Here is a 17,007-nt window from a genome sequence, read left to right on the forward strand (position 1 = left end):
AGGGAGATCACCCATGAACTACGATATCACTTATGACGTATCACTTATTATTGAGCCCGGCCCACGCTACAGCCAGGCCATCGTCCATAACGGCATCGTCTATCTCTGTGGCCAGGTCGGATCTCCGAATACTTCCATCACCGGACAGACCGAAGGAGCACTTGCCAATATCGACCGTTTGCTGGCCCTGAGCGGTTCCGATAAGTCGCGCATCCTGCAGGTGACGATCTGGCTCACCGACATGAAACACTTGGCAGAAATGACGGCCGCCTACGAGAAGTGGATTCCGCAGGGGTCCGTGCCGGCGAGCGCGAGTGTCGGCTCGGCGCTCGTCGCGAACTACGACGTGGAAATCATGCCAACGGCGGCGCAGCGCCGCACCGCATAGAGATCCGGGCTACAATGACCCTAGACGCAGCTATCGCGCCCGAGGGCACCGAAGTCGAAATCTCGATGAAGACGCTTGAGTTCACTCGAGAGAACTGGGGTGCACTTGGCCAGCACAATGGCAATGTTGGCCTGTTGCTGCCCCTCACCGCTCCATTTCTATCGCTACCTTGTCGATAGGATCGGACGCAAGTGGCACTGGCAGGACTATCTTTGCCTGAGCGACGCAGAATTAGCTGCCCGCATCCATGGACCGCAACGCGACATACGTCTGCTGATGATAGAAGGCGCGCCGGCAGGCTTCTTTGATCTCGACCGTCGCGACAAAGAGGCCGTCGAGGTTGTCTACCTCGGCCTGATGGAGCACGTGGCCGGGCGCGGGTTCGGCAAATGGCTACTCTCCGAGGCAATCGCGGCGGCCTTTTCCGGGATGTGCGGCGCATCGTGCTCAAGACCTGCTCGCTCGACCATCCGGCGGCGCTGGCAATCTACCAAAAGGCCGGCTTCCGGATCGTCGCAGACGTGCCGATGGCAATGCGACTTCTGACGCTGGATCAAAGGGCAGGGGAATCGCATTTGAGTAGATGGGAAATGGCTTGCCAATTGGCGGGTTGTGGATTCTTGGGAGGACTCCGTTATTGTGGAGTTCTCGATGGAAACGATCCAGGCTGTGTTCGGTCATCTCGATCCGCGCGACCAGAACGCTCGACACGATTTTTGCGAGATACTGTTCATTGCCTTCGCCGCGATGCTGTGCGGCGCCAAGACTTGTTCCGACATCTTGCGCTTTGGGCAGGAAAAGGAAGCGATGCTGCGAAATGTGCTCACTCTGGCGCATGGCATCCCGTCGCACGACACCTTCTCGGCGCTGTTTCGCAAGCTTGTCCCTACGGCGTTCGCCGAGGCCTTCGCCGGCTTCATGCGCCATGTCGCGAGCGCTTCCGGCGGCGCGGGGCAGATCGCCCTCGACGGCAAGTCGATGCGTGGCGCCTTCGAGAAGGGCCGCCAGTTCGCGCCGCGCATGATGGTGTCGGCCTGGGGCGCGCAGTTGCGCATGACATTGGCGGCCTTGCCGGCACAGGGCGGCAACGAGGCCAGGGCGGCCATCGAACTGTTGCGCCTGATCGACCTGCGCGGCGCCGTGGTTACGGCCGATGCGCTGCATTGCTCGACCCGCATGGCCGAGGAGATCACGCGGCGCGGCGGCGACTATGTGCTGGCCCTGAAAGGCAATCAGGGGCTGCTTCTGGCCGATGCCGAGCGCCTCATCGCCGGCCGCCCAACGCGGCGCTGGCCGTTACCGAGGAGGTGGGCCACGGGCGCCTGGAGCGACGGGCGGCGCGTGTCGTGCGTGCGCCGGGGCTTGGCCGCAAGCACGGCTTTGCCGGCCTCGCAGCCATCGGCGAGGTCAAGCGCACGCGTGTGATCGATGGCAAACGGCAGGAAGAGTGCTGTCTCTATGTGCTCTCGCGACCGATGTCCGCCAACGACCTGCTCGCCGTCGTGCGCCGTCACTGGGATGTCGAGAATGGCCTGCACTGGCAGCTCGACGTAGTCTTCCGCGAGGACGACTGCCGGACCAGAAAGGATCACGGCCCCGAAAACCTCGCTCTGCTTCGGCGATTCTGCCTCAATACCTTTCGAGCCGACAGCAAAAAGGACACCATGCGTGGCAAAATGATGCGTGCAGGCTGGAACGATGCTTATCTCTTCCAGCTCATGACTCAAATGCGATAGCCCTGGATCAAAGGGGGGCGATCCTACTTCGGTGAGCAGGTGAGACCCGCCTGATCGTCTCATCACCTTCGCCTCAACCGAAGGGCACCAATCGCAATCGGGGCAGCGCCATTGCCTTTCGAAATGGCTTCATTCAGCAGACTTCGAAAAGTGCCGCAGCACCCTGCCCGCCACCGATACACATGCTGACGACCGCTAACTTGGCCCCACGGCGCTGGCCCTCGAGAAGTACATGTCCCACCAGACGGGCCCCGGTCATGCCGTAAGGATGGCCGAGCGCGATACCGCCGCCATTGACGTTGAGGCGTTCGGCCGGGATCTCCAGGCGATCGGTGCAGGCCAGGACTTGCGCCGCGAAGGCCTCGTTAATCTCCCATAGATCGATATCATCAATTCCCAGCCCATGGCGCGCGAGAAGTTTCGGGATCGCAAGGATGGGGCCGATGCCCATCTCCTCGGGCGCGCAGCCGGCGACCGCGATGCCGCGGAAAATTCCAAGCGGCTTCAGGTTTTCGCGCGCGGCGGTTTCGACATCCATGACAACGAGAGCGCTTGCACCGTCCGAGAGCTGACTGGCATTGCCGGCCGTCACATACCGCCCATCCTCCAGTGCGGGTTTTAGGGCCGCTATTCCCTCATAGGTGCTATCGCGCGGGCCTTCATCCCTGTCCGCAGACAGCGTCCTGCAGGACATGGCGCCGCTGTCACGATCCTTCACCAGTTGTGAGACGACGATCGGAACGATCTCCGCATCGAACCTTCCCTGCCGCTGCGCATTGAGGGCGCGCTCCTGGCTCTGCACGGCGAAGTGGTCCTGACGTTCACGGGCGATCCCGTACGTTTCGGCCACCCGCTCGGCCGTCTGCAGCATCGACAGATAGTAGAGCGGGTAGGATGCCTCCACTGCCGGATCACGTTCGCGATACCGGTTCATGTGCTCATTCTGCGCAAGACTGATTGATTCAACCCCGCCGCACAGGACGACCCGGCTGCTGCCGGACGCGACCTGCATCGCGCCGGCCGCTATGGCCGACAGGCCGGAGGCGCACTGGCGGTCGATGGTCATGGCGGCGACCGAGACCGGGAAGCCGGCCGCGAGAATGGCGTGGCGCGCGACATTGACGCCGCTCGTCCCCTGGGTCACGGCGCAGCCGAGTATGACGTCGTCGACCATGCCCGGGTCAATGCCCGCCCGGGTGACGGCCGCCTTCATGGCATGGCCGGCGAGCGACGGCGCCTCGGTGTTGTTGAAACAGCCGCGATAAGCCTTGCCGACTGCCGTGCGTGCCGTTGACACGATGACTATGTCCTGCATCCCTAAACCCTTTCGATCGGTTCGAGCCCGCACCAGGCAGCGATGAAGAGCGCAATCGACTGCGTGACACGCTTTACGGAGTCGAGGTGTACGCGCTCGTCGTAGCCGTGGATGCGCTCTGCGACCGGCCCGTACACCAGCGCCGGCATGCCGGCGTAGAGACCGAAGTAGCGTGCATCGGTCGTGGCGGTGATCGGCGTGCGCGCCATGGCGGATCCGTTGACGATCTGGTGCATGGCAGCCAGCAGCTCTATGGCATTCGTCGCCGCCTCGGAGCAATCGCGCCCCAGACTGTAACCCTCCGCACGGAAGCCATGGCAGATGACCTCCGGCGGGTTCTGCCGCAGATAGTCGGACCTGTCCGCAGCCGACGCGATGCATTGCCGAAGCTCCCGCTCGGCCGCGTCAATATCGTCTCCCGGATAAATCGCCATGCGTACGTCGAAAGTCGACCAAGCCGGAACGCTCGACGCCCAATCTCCGCCTTCGATTCGTCCTATGTTGAGGTTCAAGGGGTGATCGACGCCTTCAAACTCCGTCGGCCGACGCGCTGCGTCGTTCCACCGCGTCTCCAGCTCTCGAAGCGCAGAAATCAGGGGGAGTGCCGCTTCGATCGCGTTTACGCCTGCACTGGCATGGGCAATGTGCGAGGGAATGCCATTCAGCCGTACCTGGAGCCATAATACACCAATCTGCGCGCTGACGAGCGCCTCTCCGAACGGTTCGGGAATGAGCGCGGCATCGGCTGTGTACCCCCTTTGCAGGCACGCGAGCGCACCGTTGCCCGTACACTCCTCCTCCACGACGAATTGCAGGTAGCAATCGGCAGCCGGTCGAAAGCCGAGCGAGGCAAGGGCTTCTAGCGCAAAAAGATTACACGAGAGGCCGGCCTTCATGTCGCCAGCGCCGCGCCCGTAAAGCCAATCCTTCTCGATATAGGGTTCGAACGGCGGATTGCTCCACATGGAAACCGGACCGGTAGGTACCACGTCCACATGTCCGTTCAGGATAAGGCTGCGCCCCCTGCGGCTCCGGCTGGTGCTTTTCCCGACCACATTCAGCGCCTGCGCATAAGGCTCGAGCACCGGCGAGAAGCCGGGAAGATCGACAAGATCTTGCTCGTTGATCTCCCAAACGTCCGTCTCGTAACCGCGGCTGCGAATCGCGTCCGCCAAATAGAGCTGAATCGACTGCTCATGGCCGCGTACGGATGGAAAGCGGCAGAGTTGTTTCAGGAAGTCTGTTTGTCGATCGAACGCGCTGTTCACCGCGTGCAGGACGGTCTGGCGAAAGTTCGAATCCATTAGATCCTCAATTGAAAACGACAGGGGGGTGCGGGATTATGAACGGTGCACCGGTCTTGGCCTTCACCTCTTCGACCGAAACGCCAGCAAACAGTTCGACAAGTTCAAAGCCGCCCGATGACACGTCGACGACGGCAAGGTCGGTGATGATCCTGTGAACGCACCGCTGAGCAGTCCGAGGCAGTGTGCATTGATCTACCAGCTTCGGTTTTCCGGCCTTGTCCACGTGTGTCGTCAGCACGACGACGCGTCGTGCCTTCTGGGCCAGTTCCATCGCGCCCCCTGTCCCCGGCGTGAACTTTCCCGGTATCATCCAGTTGGCGAGATCGCCGTTGCTCGCAACCTCAAACGCCCCCAGCATCGCGAGATCGAGATTTCCGCCGCGGATGATCGCGAACGAGACCGCACTGTCGAAGTAAGAAGCACCGGCCAGCGTGGTGATATAGTTGCCGCCCGCATCGATGAGGTTCCGATCAGCTGCGGTATATTCCGCCCGAGGGCCCATGCCGGCCACTCCGTTCTCAGAATGAACGCACACCGTTGTCGAGGGGGCGACATAGGCCAGCACCTTCGTAGGCAACCCTATGCCGAGATTGACCGTGTCGCCATCATTGAGTTCGAGCGCCGCACGGCGCAGCATCATTTCACGAGCGTCGGACGACATTGTATGCCTCGCTGATAACGCGGAGACCGACGATCCTTTGAACGAACGGCCCAGGTGTATGAATATCGTCGGGCGCAAACTCACCGAGCGCGACGATTTCCTCCGCCTCGACGACCGTTGTCCCGGCGGCCATCGCCATGAGCGGCGAAAAATTGCGCGCCGTCGCGGCAAATTTCAAATTGCCGAAAGTATCTGCCTGCACGGCATGAATCAAAGCGTAGTCCGCTTTAAGTGCAGTTTCGATCAGCGCAGTCGCGCCGTCTATGTCAATCGCAGCCTTGCCATTCTGCAGCATTGTGCCAATCCCTATGTCGGTCACGATCCCCAACAAGCCAGCGCCGGCGGCGCGGATGCGTTCGGCCAGAATGCCCTGAGAGTTGAACTCGACCTTCAGTCGGCCGGCATTCATCTGCTCGACCGCCCGCGCGTTCAGGCCAATGTGCGACGCGATCAGTTTGTCAACGAGACCGGCCTTCAACAGAAGGTCAATGCCCATCCCGATCTCGTTTGCGTCGTTCTTGATAATCGTGAGGTTCTTGGGCCCCTGACGCACCAATTCTTCCAGCAGGGTGAAAGGCGTTCCCGGCACGCCGAAACCGCCGATCATAATGGTCATCCCGTCACGTATTCCTGCAATCGCCTCTTCTATTTCCGTTAGTTTGTTACGCACCCAATTCTCCCATCCGGGCTGCCTCCGACAAATACTTCATGGTCACGCCTCCCCTCCCTGGCACAATTATGGATTGTGAGAACATCATGCCGAAGAGGATAGAAGCAAATAGATACCGTGAACGGAGTATATAAGTTTCGACAATGCTGGGCGGTCGACGCTCGCGATTTCTCGGCGCTGCACCGGATTTTAGAGACGGTTTTGAAAGTCGTGTCCGGGCTATGGGCAGATCGCGACTGTGATTATGGATGGCCCGCCTCTCTTTGGCTGCCGATTTTCCTGGTAGAGTGTAGAATGGCTCTGTGCATCCCTGTCGAAGACAACTTTCCACGGTCGTGTCCACCTTGTTCTCTTGTCCCTTCTGTCAATGCGTCGAACGACTTCCAAAAGACCCCTAATCCGGCGTCCAATTTTTGCACGCCGATTTTGCCGGTCAGCACGCGTCAGTCGTCACCACACGGCATGCCTCTTCGCGGCCGTCGCGATTCAGGCGAAGGTTGGCCGCTGCGACAGAACGTCTCAAACACGCTAACCTCAGCCTGACGCAGCCGTGTGCTCGGTCCCCGAAACCATATTGGGCGCCACATGCCGCTTAGTTGGGTCATTCAAACTGCCATCGATTTTGCTCGAGCGGCCTCAACGGCATCGCTCAGTATGCGTTTGGCGCGCTGGGGATCTAACCATGCCGCCTGCGCATCTGGAGAGAGAGACTGCAAAGGATCCGGATATGTGAACAACTGGTTAGGCCGGACAGATGGAGCCCGGTACACAGCAATCCCTGTTTGTCTGTCATAATGCTCGAAGCTGTGGACGTCGCGTTTCCCCCCGCCTCCCGGCGTGTCGACAACGAACAATGGCGTGTTATAGCCAGCCGTGATCCCGCGTAAGGCTTTTTCTAGCTCACATGCTAGCCTTGCCGAGCACCGCATGTGCTCGATTCCGTCTGACAAGATCACAACTATATACGTAGTACGGCTGAATATGTAGGTGTAAGAGTTTTTTGACTAGCTGTTTCATAACCTCGGGATCGTCATTGACACCAGCCAGCAGAACCGACTGATTGCGCATCCTTATTCCCCGCTTGAAAAGAAGCTCTGCAGCCGCAATCGTGTAGTCGGTGATTTCTCCAGGATGGTTGAAGTGGGTGTGAAATGAAATCTCTACGCCCTGATCCCGGCCAACATCGCTAATGTTAACAAGAGCATCAGTCCATTCGTGATCGCTTGTGACTTTCATAGGCAGTACAGCGAGGCCTTTCGTCGCGAATCGGATGCGGCGAATTGAGGGGATGGACAGAAGGCCCATGCCGACCGCCAAAAGTCGGGAAGGTCTGAGCCGAAAGCAGTCTCCTCCCGACATCTACTACGTCAACGATGACTGGGGTCGCACGAAGATATGCCAGGATAGTATCCCACCGCATCCGGAATGGCGACGCCCTTTTCTTTGAGACCAATTCCCTGTCTAGACCCACGCTGTAACTGCGGGTGCAAAAACGACAATAGACCGGGCAGCGATCCGTTGCGAGTAAAAGCGCCTTGTCATGATAACGATGCACCAGTCCATCAACAGGTGAACTTTCTCGTTCATGTAACGAATCCATTTTTTAATAACGGGTGAGATGGAAGAATTTCGCTTCCAACAGGAATGAATCGCTTGCGGATTGGGTCATGAAGGAAGTTCGACCAGTCAATCAAGTTCAGCACATAAGGCGTGATCCGCATCGCCATCGGCGCACGCGCGAGGCCGAGCTCGATGTCTCGCATCAGACAGCCGTCGGCGTCGACCCCCATCCATTCGCGCAACTGGTCAACGCGAGTAACAACATGGCGCTCTTGCCATGCAGCGTCAGCGAACTCGTGCCTCACCTCATGCGCAATACGGCTCATCGGAACTTCGCTCGAGCTGAAAAGAGGAAAGATGCTGATCTCTTGGATGGCGCCGCCGTCAATCGGCAGCTTTTCGCGACCTCCGACTTGACGGCGGCAACAGCATAGCCGGTGAGCCTGATCATGGAGGGTTCTCCCAGTCGCTGACACGTTTGCCGATATCGGCGCATGAATCGTGCCAGAGAAGACAATCTTTTTAAAACAATAGCATAGCGCTAGTACTGCTATTCGCATGTCCGACTTTGTCGGACATACGACAGCGAGAAATCGCTGACCAACGCGAGAGTTCCCGTCGCCTCTGAAGGATCCTATCCGGATGGGGGGCGACGAAACGCAGCCTTCGGCTTCTTTGACAATCCGCGTGTGTCCGAAGATAGCGTTCTCGCCGACCATTTCGCCGCGGCCGCGGCGCGCGTTTCTGCGAGTGAAGGACCATCGTTATCCTGCAGGAAACGACCGAATTCAAAATCGGCTTCACCAAAACCATCAACGTCGGGCACGACGAGGCCGGGCGGCCCCGCATTCGAGCCTGGTCGTCACCTCACCGGCACGCCCCTTCTGTCTTACGGCGGCGAAGTTCTGGACCCGAACCAAGGGAACGCTCGCGCTCAAGCGCACATCAAATCCCACGCGCGTGCCGATCTAATCTAGACGAAGACGAAGGAGAGCTACCGCTGGGGGAGAACCTGCGCCAGTCCATCGCGCTTGCACGAAAACAGCTCGCGGCACTGTCCGCATTCAGCAGACCTATAGCCGTTATTGAAACAGTCTATTTGATTCCGCCCCGTTGGTCGGGAATCAATTTCGCTGACGGTGTGCATCCGAATGATATAACAAGCAGCGCGTCGGGGAGCAGAGGAAAATCTGGTGAAAATCTCCCAGACCATCACCGTTGCCGCAGGGCTTTCCGCTGGCGCCGACAAGCGTCGCGAAGACGGCGAAATCCTCCGGGTGCGCATGCCCAAGGGATGGACATTGTACGATCCACGTCTGGCGTGGATGCTGGTCGCGCCGGTGCTGTTGCTGCTGATCATTTTCCTGGTGCTGCCGATCGCCCTGATGGTGGTCTACACCTTCTTTACCTTCGTGACGGCCGGTGTGGAGGAAAGCACGCTGACGCTGGCAAACTGGCACGAGTTCCTCACCGACAGCTACTATCACGGCTTCCTGTTGAAGACGCTGAGGGTCGGCGCGATGACGGCGCTGCTCTGCGGGGTGTTGGGCTATTTCCCGGCGTATTTCATCTGGGCCACAACCTTCAAGCACAAGTGGCTGCTGTTGCTTCTGCTCATCGTGCCATTCTGGATCAGCTTCACCATCCGCACCTTTTCCTGGATTAACATCCTGGGCGAACAGGGCGTCATCAACGTTGTGCTGCTGAAAGCAGGCATCATTAACGAGCCGTTGCCGATGCTCTACAACGAGGGCGCGGTCACCGTCGGGCTGCTGCACTTCCTGCTGCCCTACATGATCCTCAACGTTTATGTCAGCTTGGAGAGCATCGACCGCACGCTGATCTCGGCGGCCCGCTCGATGGGCTGCACCAGCGCGCAGGCGTTCCGCGAAGTCACATTGCCGCTGTCGCTGCCCGGCCTGGCCGCGGGCCTGTTGCTCTGCTTCGTGCTGGCCGCCGGCAGCTATGTGACGCCGCAGCTTCTCGGCTCCGGCCGCGACGCGCTGTTCGGCAACCTGATCTCCGAGACCATCATGGGCGAGCTGAACTGGCCGATGGGCGCCACGCTCTCGATCGTGCTTTTCGTGGTGCTCGGCTTCTTCGCCGCCATCTACACCCGTTACATGGGCATGTCGCAGATCGTCAAAGGACTGGGTGGATGATGAAGCCTAGGCAAATGAAGGCGGAGCGGCGCAGCAAGGAAGGCAGATGGGCCTGGCGGCTTACCGGCTTCGTCACGCTCTGCGTTTATATCTTCATGTTCGCGCCGATCGTGGCGACAGTGATCCTGTCGTTCAACGCCTCGATGTTCGGCGGCTTCCCGATGACCGGCTTCAGCCTGCAATGGTATGGCAAGCTGATGGCCAATGAGCAGGTGCTGGCCGCCTTCCGCACGTCGCTGTGGATCGCGCTGGTCACTGCCGCCGCCACCACCGCCATCGGCGTCGTCACGGCGTTTGCGCTCGTGCGCTTCGAATTTCCCGGCAAGCAGGCGCTGAGCACGCTGGTGATCCTGCCGGCGCTGGTGCCGGAAACCATCCTCGGCGTCGGCCTGTTGGTGCTGATCAAGGCGATCGACCAGCCGCGGACCCTGCTTCTTCTGGTGTTGGGCCACATCCTGCTCGCCGTGCCCTATGTGGTGCTGATCACCCAGGCGCGCATGGTCGGCATCCGGCGCGTCTATGAGGAAGCGGCGCTTTCGCTGGGCGCCTCGCGGTTCTCGTCCTTTCGCGAGATCACGCTGCCGCTGCTCGTCCCGGCCATCGTGGCGGGCGCGTTGCTCGCCTTCACCATTTCGTTCGATAACGCCTCGGCCAGCCTGTTCTGGCGGCCGGCCGGCGTCGAGACCATGCCCACCCAGATCCTTTCGATGCTCAAGATCTCGATCAGCCCGGAGATCAACGCACTCGGCACCGTGATGATCCTGGTGACCGTCGGCATCCCACTGATCGGCGGCCTGATCCTTCGAAGCCTCACCCGGTTCAGAAAAAAGCAACGTAAATGGGAGAACTGCAATGAAACTGACCAACACCAAACGACTGGAGCGGCTCAATGACCGCTATGCGAACGGCGATATCAGCCGGCGCTCGTTCCTGACGTTGGCGGCGGCGGCGGCCGCCGCCACCGGATTGTCCATGCCCTGGATGGGACGCGCGCTGGCCGCTGTCTCGGAAGTGCGCTTCGACGGCTGGGGCGGCGTGGTGCAGGAAGCCATCGATAAATACGCCCTCCAGCCCTACTCGAAGAAGACCGGTATCAAGGTGGTCCAGGGTACGTTCGGCGACGAGAATGAGATTATCACCAAGATCAAGACCTCGAGCCCGGGGGACTTTCAGGTCGTGCATTCCTCCGGCATCGACTACTACATCAAATATGTGAACGGTGGCTACAACTCAGAGATCAACGAAGCCAACATTCCCAACCTGGCGAATGTGCTGCGGCCGATGATCGCGCCCTTCCGCAAGCTGACGCCGAAGCTTTCCGGCGTGCCTTACGACTACGGCACCACCGGCATCGCCTACAACACCAAGGTGATCTCGCCGGAGGAGGCGAAGGAGAAAGGTGCCGGCCTGCTGCTCGACAAGAAATATGTAGGCAAGATCGGCGCCGTTGCCGGCATGCAAACGCGCATCTGGTACGCGGCTCTGGCCACCGGGCAGGACCCCAACAACATCAAGGACATGGACACGATCTGGGCCAAGGTGCGCGAGACGCGCGACCTCGCCAAAAAGTTCTGGAGCTCCGGCGCGGAACTGATGGATCTGCTGTCGAAGGAAGAGATCGTGGTAACCGATGCCTGGTCGGGCCGCGTCGCTTCCTTGCAGAACCAGGGCCATCCGATCGGCTATCTCGATCCGGTCGGTTCCCTCGCCTGGATGGAGGACATATTGATCCTGAAAGGCTCGCCGATGGGCGAGTGCGAGGAACTGATCAACTTCATGCTTGAGCCGGTGACCGCCATCTCAGTGGCCGAGGCCCAGGGCTATCCGCCGTCGCTGGATCCGACGAAGGTCAAGCTCACCGAGAAGATCAAAAAGCTGCCGGCCTTCGACCCGACAGGCATGATGAAGTCGTTGACCTTTGCCGATCCGGTCTATTGGGCGACCAACGGCGAGGCGTGGACCAAGCAGTGGAACAGGATCTCGAAAGGTGCGTGAGTGCGTTGAAACCATGCAGGCGTCCCGGCCGAGCTCGGCTGGGACGGGCCTTTCGATCGCAGGTGTCGAACGCCCGGCGGTAGAGTTCCGCAACATCGACATCGCCTATGGCAAGTTCGTCGCGGTGCGCGATTTCTCGCTGTCGATCCGCAAGGGCAGCTTCGTCACGCTGCTCGGGCCGTCAGGCTGCGGCAAGACGACGATCCTGCGCTCCATCGCGGGGCTGGTCGACATTTCGGGCGGCCAGATCATGATCGACGGGCGGCGAGTCGACGACGTGCCGATCTATAAGCGCAACATCGGGCTGGTGTTCCAGAGCTATGCGCTGTTTCCGCACAAGAGCGTGTTCGACAACGTCGCCTTCGGCCTGAAATACCACGACGTGCCCAAGGCTGACATCGCGCGTAAGGTCGGCAAGGCGCTGGAGATGGTCAGGCTTCCTGGTAGCGAAGCGAAACTGCCCTCGCAATTGTCGGGCGGGCAGCAGCAGCGCATCGCGCTCGCCCGCGCCATCGTCTTCGAGCCCCAGGTGCTGCTGCTCGACGAGCCGCTGTCGGCTCTCGACGCAAACATGCGCGAGGAAATGCGCGTCGAAATCAAGAAGATCCAGAAAGAGACCGGCATCACCGCCATCTTCGTCACGCACGACCAGGAAGAAGCGCTCTCCATGTCCGACCGGATCGTCGTCATGAACGCCGGATCCATAGAGCAGATCGGTACACCGGAGGAGGTCTACGAGACGCCAGATACGGCTTTTGTAGGCGATTTTCTCGGCAAGGCCAATATGCTTACTGGCACAGTTAGCAAATCCGACGGGTCAACCGCTGCGGTAACCCTCGCGGCGGGACAAACGGTCAAGGTCGTTTCGCCGAAGCCACTAAGTCCCGGCGCTGCAGTTACAGTCGTGGTTCGGCCACAGAAGTTGTCTTTGGGATCGGGCGCGATGGCCAGCCAGCTGTCGGGTCGCGTCGTCTCGACGTCGTATTTGGGCGGGAGCGCGACCTACGAGATCGACATCGGCGGCAAGAGGCCGGTTCGAGCAAACACGCAAATTAATGGCCAGGTTGTTCGCGAAGGTGAGACAATCAATATCGGCTTCGACCCTGCCGGCTGTGTTCTGCTGGACGAGAAGGGAGTCCGCATTTCGTGAAGGCGAAGTCGGCCTCATGGCTCATTCGGCGGGCCGCCGATGAAAGTATACTCGGGGGCGAACTCACGTGCATGAGGTCCAAACAATTGATACGATACCAAAGTAGGAGTTTTTGATGTCGCGGAAAGTCATTGTCACGTGCGCAGTCACCGGCGGGGGTTCCGCAGTGCTTGCGAAGCATCCAAATATCCCCAAGACGCCATCGCAAATCGCGGAGGCTGCACTGGAAGCTGCAAAGGCTGGGGCTGCGATTGTGCATATTCACGTCCGTGACCCTGACACGGGGGCTCCATCAAACCGAATTGAGCTCTATGAACAAGTTGTTAAAACGCTCAGGGACGCAGCGACGGATGTCATCATCAACTTAACCTGTGGGATGGACGGCGAAATTGAACTTGATTCTTTGGATCCTTTAAAAATAGGAAAGACTGGCACACTTAAGAGCGCAATTGGACGCTGCTCCCATGCCGTCAAACTTCAGCCTGAGCTGAGCACCCTGGATTGCGGAACAATGGCTTTTGGGGAGCGGATTTTTGTTGCGCGTATGTCCGATCTGCGGGAGATGGCGTCACTTATGCGCGAGGCTGGTGTCAAGCCGGAGCTCGAGTGCTTCGATCTAGGCCACATTGAAACGGCTAAACAGCTTATAAAGGAAGGTACCATCGACGGTCCGCCACTCTTCCAGTTTTGCCTGAGCACCGGTTATGGCGCCCCAGCCACTGCGACTGTAATCCAAGCAATGAAAGAGCTTTTGCCGAAGGGCGCTGTTTGGGGCGGGTTCGGTTGTGGCATCGATGAAATGCCTGCAGTTGGTCAACTGGTAGCGATGGGGGGACATGTACGCGTGGGCTTGGAAGACAACATCTATCTCCGGCGCGGCGTGCTGGCATCGAATGCTGACCTAGTCGACAACGCCGTCGGGATCATCGAGCGGATGGGAGCTAGCGTCGCTTCACCGGCTGAGGCCAGAGCGATCCTTAATGTAGTGAAGCATGCTTAGTCCTCCCTCACTCAGCATGCACACAGATGGAAAAGGACCCCCAATTGAAGCTTCAAGCGCCTCGTTTTGATAAATTTGGAGAACTAGTATGAAGCCCTTAATCTCCCTCAGAGGCCGTCGCGCAATTGTTTCAGCGGCAGCTTCCGGCATCGGTCGGGTTATCGCTGAAACACTGGCGCAGGCGGGAGCTAGCGTCGAGGTCTGCGATGTGAATCAAGAGAAGATTGCGGAAGTCAACAGCAGCGACACCGCAGTTAGGGCATCTTACTGCAATCTAGCAATGCCGGACGAAATAGAACGCTTCTTCGCCGACGCCGTTAAGCGCCTAGGGGGTGTGGACATTCTCGTCAACAACGCAGGTATTGCCGGCCCAATCGAGACCGCAGAAACCATGACCTTGGAGTCTTGGAACCAGACCCTAGCAATAAATCTAACTAGCCACTTCCTCCTTGCACGCCTCGCGGCGCCCCTTATGCGGCAGGTTGGCGGTGGAGCAATCGTCAACATATCTTCGACAGCTGGATTGGAAGGGTATGCTCTGCGATCTCCCTATAACGCATCAAAATGGGGCGTCATTGGGTTGTCCAAAAGCCTTGCGAAAGAATTAGGGCCGTCGCATATCCGTGTAAACGTCATCTGCCCCGGCTTAGTTGAGGGTGAACGCATAGAACGCGTGATCGCTGAAACAGCTGCAAAAGAGGCGGTCGAACCGGCGGAAATGCGCGCTCGCTTCCTTGCTGAATCCTCCATGGGAATTGGGGTTCTGCCCGATGATATCGCAGCCATGGCCCTCTTTCTAACATCGGAAGCGGGAAAGCGCATGTCGGGTCATGTGTTCATCGTCGACGCTGACACGATGTAAGGGGTTGTCTAGTTCGAACATCGGCGGAGATAGCGAGGCGGGTAGAAATAGCCTGCGCTGTTCACTTCCGCTGGATTGCCGCAGGTAACGCCGTACTCCGTCGTATGGCAGGGGAGCCCCTATCTACTACATCACAGCCCTACATCGCATGGCGAGTGAACCCGTTGCTAAAGACACTGCGTTTTGCGGATCAACCTTTTGATGTTAATGGAGAGTATAAATGACTGAGCAGAAAGCACCAGGGATTGCGCACGGGATCTCCAAGATCACTTGCATCGGCGGTGGGCTGATTGGGGCTGGTTGCATTTTATGAGGGCAGGATTACGCAGGTACGGGATCCCAGTTCGGGTGGCTACAAAATTGCCGCTGACGTTAACTGCCATAGTGCCCGCGAAATCAACCTCCGAGACAGCCTCAGGTGCTCCGACAGGTCCGGCAGTGCCCACGTTGTTTACCAGGATCTCGAGTCCTCCCAATACCGTGGTGTCCAGCTCCATCATCGCTGCCAGTCCATCGATATCAGCAAGGTCGCAAACCGCAGCCAATAATCCTTTCAGATTGGGCAAATAGATGGATGCGACCCAAAAATTTGCAACAATGGTGACCGACGATCTTATCGACGGATTTGGGCACATGAATATGGTGCACTATCTGGACGCGTTCAGTAGAGCTGCGGATGTACGGCTCGACGCTGCGATACGTCTAAGTCCGGATGGCTCGATGATCTCTGGCCTCGTCACCGCCGAAGCGCGGGTCGCTTACAAGAAAGAAGCGATGCGCGGCGACGATTTGCTCCTCACTACTTGGATAGCCGACCTTGACGAAAAACGAGTCCATGTCGCGCAAGCGATGGTGCGCGGCGACGGAACATTACTGTCGACAGCTGAACAGCTTTTCCTGAATTTCAACCTGCTATCGCGCCGCGTAGAACCATTCCTACCAGTTGTGATGGCCGAGCTTAGACGCCGTGTCGAGGCGGACAGTGGTACATTTGATCCGGGCATTGTCAGTCGCCGAATGGGCATACCGAGAATAGTATGAACTTACCTGATCTTCGTCAGTCTGTGTCGGCGGCACCTTCATGTGTGTTCGTGAGGAACGATCAAATCTGAGACGGCTGATACGACCCTTTCAGAGGTTACGCTTGAATCCAGCGATCACGAGCACGCGGCGGGTTCGAGGTGTCCACCGGCTCCGTTGCTTGGGGTGAAAAACTCGGATCGTGGCGAAAGCTTTGATACCACGAGACCGTGAGCGCGCAGGCGATACGCCGGTCGTCAGTGGGCTGAGCGGCCGATCAGGCTGACGAAATCGTGGGCGCGCCAACACGCCACCAGCCCGATGACCGTGAGCAAAGCCACAAATCCCTAGGCCCGTAAAAAGCGAAGCGAGGCATTGAGGGGGCGCATTGCCTCGCGTTGATTGTTACCGATAAGGTCCCCGTCCCGAGGGGATGAAGCCGTCGTTGTCATCCTGGTTCGGGGATGAATGGCGAGGCGGGGTTAGCATGGCGACACGGTCGGAATTGGTCGATGCGATTGGCGACCAATATCGATCGAGTTGCCGGGCCAACAAGCAACGGATTCTGGATGAGTTCGTCGCAGTCACCCCAATATCACCGCAAGCATGCGATCCGGGGGCGATGTCCCGTTGTCTGCATATAAACGCGTTGAGCGGCCGGCTGACCACGGCCACGGCTTTCCATTGCGCCGTACGCCTCCGGCGAGGGCCGTCCTGCGCGAGCATGGCACGATAGCGAGGCTGCGCTCTTATGGTCGTCCTTACGAGCGTAGTTAGCAGCACAGCATGAGCCATGTGACGATATTGACCGGGCCTGAGCGTCGTCGTCGTTGGAGTCAAGAGGATCAGTGCCGGATACTGGCCGCGGCATTCGCGCCCGGGGCAACAGTGGCGGCGGTAGCGCGTCAGTACGATGTCGCGACCAGCCTATAAGTGGCGCCGCACGGTGAGAGCGCGCGCGACGGGCTTTGCCGAAGTTGTCTTGGTCCGAATGAGCCTGTCGCCGCTTCGGTGTCGGCGGCATCACCAGCGGTGATCGAGCTGGAAGTCGCCGGCAAGGTCTATCAGTTCCTGCTGGTGCCGTGGACAGGTGCGTGCAGCCACATGCCGACGCCGCCGCCCAATCAGATCGTCCTCGTCACGCCCGCCCGCCCCTACAGGGCAGCTGCGGATTCCGCTGA

The 17,007-nt window shown here is 59.1% G+C and carries 18 protein-coding genes and 3 pseudogenes; 13 read left to right on the top strand and 8 right to left on the bottom strand.

Annotated features, from left to right (window positions below; translation table 11 throughout):
* Positions 1-13: 13 nt before the first annotated feature.
* From ACZ89F_RS25435 to ACZ89F_RS25450, 4 genes and pseudogenes are all read left to right on the top strand, one after another.
* Entirely contained in the window at positions 14-388 is a 375-nt protein-coding gene (locus ACZ89F_RS25435) for a RidA family protein (protein WP_476094744.1), read from the top strand.
* Positions 389-505: 117 nt separating this feature from the next.
* Positions 506-934, top strand: a complete 429-nt coding sequence (locus ACZ89F_RS25440; protein ID WP_476094746.1) for a hypothetical protein — start codon at positions 506-508, stop codon at positions 932-934.
* Positions 935-1,039: 105 nt separating this feature from the next.
* A pseudogene (locus ACZ89F_RS25445) lies at positions 1,040-1,648 on the top strand (ISAs1 family transposase); the annotation flags it as partial.
* A pseudogene (locus ACZ89F_RS25450) lies at positions 1,531-2,124 on the top strand (ISAs1 family transposase); the annotation flags it as partial. The pseudogenes ACZ89F_RS25445 and ACZ89F_RS25450, both read left to right, overlap by 118 nt.
* 133 nt (positions 2,125-2,257) lie before the next feature.
* On the opposite strand, the gene ACZ89F_RS25455 reads toward ACZ89F_RS25450, so the two are convergent.
* From ACZ89F_RS25455 to ACZ89F_RS25485, 7 genes are all read right to left on the bottom strand, one after another.
* The gene (locus ACZ89F_RS25455; RefSeq protein ID WP_476094748.1) at positions 2,258-3,439 is read right to left on the bottom strand and encodes an acetyl-CoA C-acyltransferase; all 1,182 of its coding nucleotides are present in this window, start codon (positions 3,437-3,439) and stop codon (positions 2,258-2,260) included.
* A 2-nt stretch (positions 3,440-3,441) separates the two neighbouring features.
* The gene (locus tag ACZ89F_RS25460; protein ID WP_476094750.1) at positions 3,442-4,743 is read right to left on the bottom strand and encodes an ArgE/DapE family deacylase; all 1,302 of its coding nucleotides are present in this window, start codon (positions 4,741-4,743) and stop codon (positions 3,442-3,444) included.
* A 7-nt stretch (positions 4,744-4,750) separates the two neighbouring features.
* Positions 4,751-5,407, bottom strand: coding sequence for a 3-oxoacid CoA-transferase subunit B (locus ACZ89F_RS25465; protein WP_476094752.1), 657 nt, complete (start codon positions 5,405-5,407; stop codon positions 4,751-4,753).
* On the bottom strand, positions 5,388-6,077 hold the full coding sequence (locus ACZ89F_RS25470) for a CoA transferase subunit A (protein ID WP_476094753.1): 690 nt from the start codon (positions 6,075-6,077) through the stop codon (positions 5,388-5,390). The genes ACZ89F_RS25465 and ACZ89F_RS25470 overlap by 20 nt, the downstream gene beginning before the upstream one ends.
* 605 nt (positions 6,078-6,682) lie before the next feature.
* A complete protein-coding gene (locus ACZ89F_RS25475) occupies positions 6,683-7,006 on the bottom strand; it encodes a hypothetical protein (RefSeq protein WP_476094755.1) in 324 nt (107 codons plus the stop codon).
* A complete protein-coding gene (locus ACZ89F_RS25480; protein WP_476094757.1) occupies positions 6,978-7,382 on the bottom strand; it encodes a hypothetical protein in 405 nt (134 codons plus the stop codon). The genes ACZ89F_RS25475 and ACZ89F_RS25480 overlap by 29 nt, the downstream gene beginning before the upstream one ends.
* Positions 7,383-7,660: 278 nt before the next feature.
* A complete protein-coding gene (locus ACZ89F_RS25485; protein WP_476094759.1) occupies positions 7,661-7,963 on the bottom strand; it encodes a hypothetical protein in 303 nt (100 codons plus the stop codon).
* A gap of 957 nt (positions 7,964-8,920) precedes the next feature.
* Between ACZ89F_RS25485 and ACZ89F_RS25490 the strand changes: the two genes are divergently transcribed.
* The 6 genes from ACZ89F_RS25490 to ACZ89F_RS25515 all read left to right on the top strand — a co-directional run bounded on the left by ACZ89F_RS25490 (position 8,921) and on the right by ACZ89F_RS25515 (position 14,806).
* Positions 8,921-9,799 carry an ABC transporter permease gene (locus tag ACZ89F_RS25490; RefSeq protein WP_476097378.1) on the top strand — a complete coding sequence of 293 codons (879 nt, stop codon included), beginning with the start codon at positions 8,921-8,923 and terminating at the stop codon, positions 9,797-9,799.
* Positions 9,800-9,813: 14 nt separating this feature from the next.
* Positions 9,814-10,692 carry an ABC transporter permease gene (locus ACZ89F_RS25495; RefSeq protein WP_476097379.1) on the top strand — a complete coding sequence of 293 codons (879 nt, stop codon included), beginning with the start codon at positions 9,814-9,816 and terminating at the stop codon, positions 10,690-10,692.
* The gene (locus ACZ89F_RS25500) at positions 10,652-11,794 is read left to right on the top strand and encodes an extracellular solute-binding protein (protein ID WP_476094761.1); all 1,143 of its coding nucleotides are present in this window, start codon (positions 10,652-10,654) and stop codon (positions 11,792-11,794) included. The genes ACZ89F_RS25495 and ACZ89F_RS25500 overlap by 41 nt, the downstream gene beginning before the upstream one ends.
* Positions 11,787-12,944, top strand: a complete 1,158-nt coding sequence (locus ACZ89F_RS25505) for an ABC transporter ATP-binding protein (protein WP_476094763.1) — start codon at positions 11,787-11,789, stop codon at positions 12,942-12,944. The genes ACZ89F_RS25500 and ACZ89F_RS25505 overlap by 8 nt, the downstream gene beginning before the upstream one ends.
* 115 nt (positions 12,945-13,059) lie before the next feature.
* Positions 13,060-13,944 (top strand): beta-keto acid cleavage family enzyme, encoded by an 885-nt coding sequence (locus ACZ89F_RS25510; protein WP_476094765.1) that lies wholly within the window; start codon positions 13,060-13,062, stop codon positions 13,942-13,944.
* Positions 13,945-14,032: 88 nt separating this feature from the next.
* The gene (locus ACZ89F_RS25515) at positions 14,033-14,806 is read left to right on the top strand and encodes an SDR family oxidoreductase (RefSeq protein WP_476094767.1); all 774 of its coding nucleotides are present in this window, start codon (positions 14,033-14,035) and stop codon (positions 14,804-14,806) included.
* Positions 14,807-15,072: 266 nt separating this feature from the next.
* Here the strand turns inward: ACZ89F_RS25515 and ACZ89F_RS25520 are convergent, their stop codons facing one another.
* Positions 15,073-15,441: an SDR family NAD(P)-dependent oxidoreductase gene (locus ACZ89F_RS25520; RefSeq protein ID WP_476094768.1), complete on the bottom strand. Its 369-nt coding sequence runs from the start codon at positions 15,439-15,441 to the stop codon at positions 15,073-15,075.
* Between ACZ89F_RS25520 and ACZ89F_RS25525 the strand changes: the two genes are divergently transcribed.
* The 3 genes and pseudogenes from ACZ89F_RS25525 to ACZ89F_RS25535 all read left to right on the top strand — a co-directional run.
* Positions 15,377-15,847, top strand: coding sequence for a thioesterase family protein (locus tag ACZ89F_RS25525; RefSeq protein ID WP_476094770.1), 471 nt, complete (start codon positions 15,377-15,379; stop codon positions 15,845-15,847). The two genes, ACZ89F_RS25520 and ACZ89F_RS25525, sit on opposite strands and share 65 nt — an antisense overlap.
* A gap of 765 nt (positions 15,848-16,612) precedes the next feature.
* Complete coding sequence (locus tag ACZ89F_RS25530) at positions 16,613-16,759, top strand: transposase (RefSeq protein WP_476094772.1); 147 nt, start codon at positions 16,613-16,615, stop codon at positions 16,757-16,759.
* Between the two features lie 126 nt (positions 16,760-16,885).
* Positions 16,886-16,987 (top strand): annotated as a pseudogene (locus tag ACZ89F_RS25535) (DUF3299 domain-containing protein); the annotation flags it as partial.
* Between the last annotated feature and the right edge of the window lie 20 nt (positions 16,988-17,007).

The organism is Mesorhizobium sp. USDA 3734, from assembly GCF_056279665.1.

What these genes read in the sequence shown, in the direction of transcription:
- ACZ89F_RS25455 (WP_476094748.1), bottom strand. Translation starts at nt 3,439, where the DNA reads ATGCAGGACATAGTCATCGTGTCAACGGCACGCACGGCAGTCGGCAAG.
- ACZ89F_RS25460 (WP_476094750.1), bottom strand. Translation starts at nt 4,743, where the DNA reads ATGGATTCGAACTTTCGCCAGACCGTCCTGCACGCGGTGAACAGCGCG.
- ACZ89F_RS25490 (WP_476097378.1), top strand. Translation starts at nt 8,921, where the DNA reads ATGCCCAAGGGATGGACATTGTACGATCCACGTCTGGCGTGGATGCTG.
- ACZ89F_RS25510 (WP_476094765.1), top strand. Translation starts at nt 13,060, where the DNA reads ATGTCGCGGAAAGTCATTGTCACGTGCGCAGTCACCGGCGGGGGTTCC.
- ACZ89F_RS25435 (WP_476094744.1), top strand. Translation starts at nt 14, where the DNA reads ATGAACTACGATATCACTTATGACGTATCACTTATTATTGAGCCCGGC.
- ACZ89F_RS25520 (WP_476094768.1), bottom strand. Translation starts at nt 15,441, where the DNA reads ATGTGCCCAAATCCGTCGATAAGATCGTCGGTCACCATTGTTGCAAAT.
- ACZ89F_RS25485 (WP_476094759.1), bottom strand. Translation starts at nt 7,963, where the DNA reads ATGAGCCGTATTGCGCATGAGGTGAGGCACGAGTTCGCTGACGCTGCA.
- ACZ89F_RS25440 (WP_476094746.1), top strand. Translation starts at nt 506, where the DNA reads ATGGCAATGTTGGCCTGTTGCTGCCCCTCACCGCTCCATTTCTATCGC.
- ACZ89F_RS25465 (WP_476094752.1), bottom strand. Translation starts at nt 5,407, where the DNA reads ATGTCGTCCGACGCTCGTGAAATGATGCTGCGCCGTGCGGCGCTCGAA.
- ACZ89F_RS25480 (WP_476094757.1), bottom strand. Translation starts at nt 7,382, where the DNA reads ATGGGCCTTCTGTCCATCCCCTCAATTCGCCGCATCCGATTCGCGACG.
- ACZ89F_RS25475 (WP_476094755.1), bottom strand. Translation starts at nt 7,006, where the DNA reads ATGCGGTGCTCGGCAAGGCTAGCATGTGAGCTAGAAAAAGCCTTACGC.
- ACZ89F_RS25525 (WP_476094770.1), top strand. Translation starts at nt 15,377, where the DNA reads ATGGATGCGACCCAAAAATTTGCAACAATGGTGACCGACGATCTTATC.
- ACZ89F_RS25530 (WP_476094772.1), top strand. Translation starts at nt 16,613, where the DNA reads ATGAGCCATGTGACGATATTGACCGGGCCTGAGCGTCGTCGTCGTTGG.
- ACZ89F_RS25515 (WP_476094767.1), top strand. Translation starts at nt 14,033, where the DNA reads ATGAAGCCCTTAATCTCCCTCAGAGGCCGTCGCGCAATTGTTTCAGCG.
- ACZ89F_RS25500 (WP_476094761.1), top strand. Translation starts at nt 10,652, where the DNA reads ATGAAACTGACCAACACCAAACGACTGGAGCGGCTCAATGACCGCTAT.
- ACZ89F_RS25495 (WP_476097379.1), top strand. Translation starts at nt 9,814, where the DNA reads ATGAAGGCGGAGCGGCGCAGCAAGGAAGGCAGATGGGCCTGGCGGCTT.